The sequence below is a fragment of the Lutibacter sp. genome (assembly GCF_041562875.1).
GTDB lineage: Bacteria > Bacteroidota > Bacteroidia > Flavobacteriales > Flavobacteriaceae > Lutibacter.
The window spans coordinates 1-4,124 of the sequence record NZ_JBFFOE010000156.1 but is presented as its reverse complement, the minus strand read 5'-3'; the positions used below and the strand labels follow the sequence as shown (position 1 = coordinate 4,124).

The following is a 4,124-nucleotide window of genomic DNA, read 5'->3' as shown; positions in this document are numbered from 1 at the left end:
CTTCTTCTGAACTCCAATTAACCAAATCATTATAATAAATTTCCTGATGCTCTTCACTTACGTTACTTGGGCAAATACCTCTTCCATTTGAATTTGTTGCCCAACCAGCTTCGGTTATTATTACAGGTTTATTTGGATATTTATCTGCAACTGCAAAATAATTTTCTTTCGTATATTCTAATGCTTCATGAATATTCTTATATTCCCAAACTGGGTAGGTATGAATTGAAATAAAATCAACTACTTCAACCAAACCTTTTAACTTATCAAGCCAAGGCACATAATTTTCACAAAAAGTAACCGGTTGCTTAGCTCCTTCTTTTATCATTTTCACATAGTTAATAACACTTTTAACTGGAACATAGTGATCTGTCCAATCAACAGTGGCTTCATTTCCTGCAGATAATGAAAAAATAATTTCTGGATATTGGTTTGCTAACCGAATTAGTTTTTGAATTTGCCTTAAATTTCTTTCTTTATTTTCAGTTAATTGTTCTTCAGAATAAGAACCTCCCCAAGGACAACCATAATTATTCATCTCAGCCCCAATGTATGCGCCAAGCATTACTTTGAAATTTAATTTTTCTTTTTGAATAACATCCAACACAATGTCAGAATGTTCATCACAATCATATAAGCGAAGGTATTTCCAATGGTTATGAAGCATTAATAAATCTTCTTTTATCTCTTCATAACTTGGAACAATCCCTCCTGGGTTTTGCCCCTCTCTAAATCCAGAATAACAAATAGCCTTGCCTGGTTCTATATTTAATCCTGTCTTTAAATTCATTTAGTTATTTTTATTTATAATTGTAGTAATCGTTTTGATTTGTAATTTTTAATATTTCAATTTTTCATTTTTATCCCATAAACCCCAATAAGCACCTACATCTCCTTCTCCTCCAATTTTCCATGGTTCATCAAAAGATGAAAAGTAGAAAATATCAATATCTTCTTCTTTTGACCATAATTGTGTATTTATAAAATAGCTGACAGCATTTTCAACCGAAGGTTGGGCTCCATGAAATACTTGTCCTTTACTTGGCCATCCTGCTTCTGAAATAATAACTTTTTTCCCCTGTCCTGCTCTTTTTGCTCTATGGTACATATCTTTCATATATACCAACGAATAATCTATATGGCAACCTTCCCAAAAAGGATAACAATTTGCAAGAATTACATCGCAAACCTCTGTGATTTTTGGTCTTTTTTCAAATTCATAATAAGCGTCTACATATCCAACCTGAATATTTGGAAGCGCTTCTTTTACTCTTTTTATGTAATTAATTAGTTCTTCTTCTGCTAAATCTCCGCGATACATCACTTCATTACCAACAGCAACAATATCTGCATGTCCTGCTTTGGCTATTTCTATTATATTCTTAATTTCTTGTTCATTAATTTCCTCATCTTTTCCAAGCCAAGCACCAACTAATGTTTTAATTCCGTATTCATGCGCAATTCGAGGAATATGTTCATTACCATCAGTACAAGAAAAAGAGCGAATCCATTTTGTATAGGGTTTTATAATTTCCATTCTTCTTCTTATCTGGTCTTCTGTAATAATTTCACCAGGCTCTTGATTTTCAAGATAAGGACTAAAACCCAATCCGTGCATACCATTCTCTATTACCTTAGCAAATAAAGATTGTAACTCTTTGTTTGTTTTATTAGCAAAATTTTCTCCTGCCAATGCCATTATTTTATCTTTTCTAACTGACATTTTTTATAATTTTAATTTATCCTATAATTTACTTATTATTTGATAGACTTGTATAAATATTTTTGACTATATCGTATGCTTTTTTAGTACTCCTATCAATATTTACAATTCCCCAATATTCTTCATTTGGAGTTCCATCATAAGGAACACCACTGCTATTTGGAGCCCAACCACCTGGGTCTAGCTCACTATTATTACCTGCTTTCCATAATTCGTCTACAAATGCAAATAAGGTTACGCCTGAGCAAATGTCGGGAGCACTAAAAGCACCTTCCAAAATTTTCTTGGTGGCGTCAGCTTGAGCTATTTCATTTGGACCTTGCTCATAAACACCTTTTGAAATAGTCATATAGCTATCAGCTCCTGCTTCAGAAAGATACATTGGTTTAGAACTAACTACACTCCACTCTGCAAAAATACTTACTGGATTGTCCCAACGATATACATTTATTCCCCAAACATCAATGTTATCAGTTAATGAAAGTGTCATTGCATCAGGTAATTCTCCATGTGCTGTTGCAACTGGATGATTTTCATCAGTTTGATGAATTAAATCAGCTGCAGTATTTAAAGCTGCGTACCAGTTTTTTATATCACCACCAAACCACTCTGGATGATAATTATATTCATTACCCAATTCCCATAATAAGATGGCATTGTGGTTTTTATAGGTAGTTATGTAATTGATAAATGAGCCTGAAAGTATATCAAAATTTCCATTTTGGTTGTAGCCAAAACCAATAATAACCTTGAGTCCCGCAGCATCAATTTCATCTAAAACTGCTTTATCATCAATTGGTGAATAAACTCTAATAGTATTTATTCCAGCTTCAACCATTAAAGCTAGATCTTCCGTTAAATTACTAAAACTCCTTTTATCACTTCCTTTTGGAACGGGATGATAACAAATTCCTTTAATTAAATACGGTTCATTATTTACTAATATTTTTCGCTCAGAAACAGTTACAACATCATTATCAATTTTATTTGTACAAGACTCTATAGCACCATTTAATAATAAAAAACTCGTAAAAAGTAGTATTTTGAATTGCTTCATATTGATGTTGTTTTTTCTTTAATTTAGTATAACCTCTTTCATCATGTTTTAAATAACTACTTTTTCAATTGAAAATTCTTCCTTTTCTTTTGGTTGAAATTCACCACGACGAGCTTCTAACACCTCCCTAATTTCATGTGCCTTTTCCTCTGTAACATCATATTTCCACATCACAATAATCGCCATTACTGCAGTAACAATAGGAATTAAAATATCTGCAATACGCAAATTCGTCATTGTTTCAGCAGTCTGAGAAACGGCATTTTCATCAAATCCAACCAAGTTTAAAACTGCACCACTTGTAAGTAAAGCAACAGCAGTTCCTAATTTAACCATCCACCAGTAAACTGCTCCAAATGTTCCTTCACGGCGAGGTAATCCATTATTTAATTCATCCAAATCACAAACATCGGCAGTCATAGACATCATTAAAGTAAATAATCCTCCAATTCCAAAAGACATTAATGGTATAGGTAAAAACATTAACCAAGGATTGCTAGGATCAAAACCCCACCATTTAAGCGCATACCCAACAATAGAAATAAGCGTAGCTACAATAAAAGCATTTTTCTTTCCAATTTTTGTTGCCATATAGGTAATTATAGGAATTACCAAGAAGGCAGTTGCCATAGCACTTACTGTTCCAAACCAAGCTGGCCATTGTCCTGCCATAACTGAATCTCCATTAAAAAGATAAAATATAATAATAAAAAATGCAAATTGAGCAATGGTTTGAAACCCATTAAAAATTAAAAAAGTGGCTCCACATAATTTAAGAAATGGTTTATTTGAAATAGTTTGTTTTATTCCTTTGACGAATTCCTTCATATTACCAGCAAATTCCTTCATTGACAATTTTGTTTGCCCTTTTAAATCTGGCTGTAATTTTTCTTTACAAAATAGGGCAGGCATAATACCTAAAATCATACATAAAGCACCAACCCAAACAGATAAAATTCTAGCACCCTCAGGAGCTGATTCAGCAAATGAAGGAAGGTAAATAATATACCAAAACCATGGTGCAATCATCCAAGCGATTTGCCCCATTAACTGAGAAGAACCCATTAAACGTGTTCGTTCATTGTAGTCTGGTGTCATTTCATATCCTAATCCTATTAACGGTGTAGCAAAAATGGTATAACCAAAATAAAACACAATTGACATTGCTAAAAAGAAAAAGAAATTATAGGTTTGAGAATTTTCAGGATACAATTGCCACATTACCATAAAAGAGATTCCTGTAATAATACTACCAATAAAAATATAAGGTTTTCTTCTTCCCCATTTAGAACTTGTATTGTCTGAAATATAGCCCATAATAGGATCGGTTAAGGCATCAATAAG

At 32.7% G+C, this 4,124-nt stretch carries 3 protein-coding genes and 1 pseudogene; all 4 read right to left on the bottom strand.

Going from position 1 to position 4,124, the window contains the following annotated elements; genetic code table 11:
- Positions 1-790: pseudogene (locus tag ABY863_RS13065) on the bottom strand (hypothetical protein); the annotation flags it as partial.
- Positions 791-838: 48 nt separating this feature from the next.
- Positions 839-1,723 carry a glycosyl hydrolase family 17 protein gene (locus ABY863_RS13060; RefSeq protein WP_372795542.1) on the bottom strand — a complete coding sequence of 295 codons (885 nt, stop codon included), beginning with the start codon at positions 1,721-1,723 and terminating at the stop codon, positions 839-841.
- Between the two features lie 28 nt (positions 1,724-1,751).
- Positions 1,752-2,780 carry a glycoside hydrolase family 2 TIM barrel-domain containing protein gene (locus tag ABY863_RS13055; protein WP_372795540.1) on the bottom strand — a complete coding sequence of 343 codons (1,029 nt, stop codon included), beginning with the start codon at positions 2,778-2,780 and terminating at the stop codon, positions 1,752-1,754.
- Positions 2,781-2,828: 48 nt separating this feature from the next.
- A partial coding sequence (locus ABY863_RS13050; RefSeq protein WP_372795538.1) for an MFS transporter occupies positions 2,829-4,124 on the bottom strand: 1,296 nt, incomplete at its 5' end.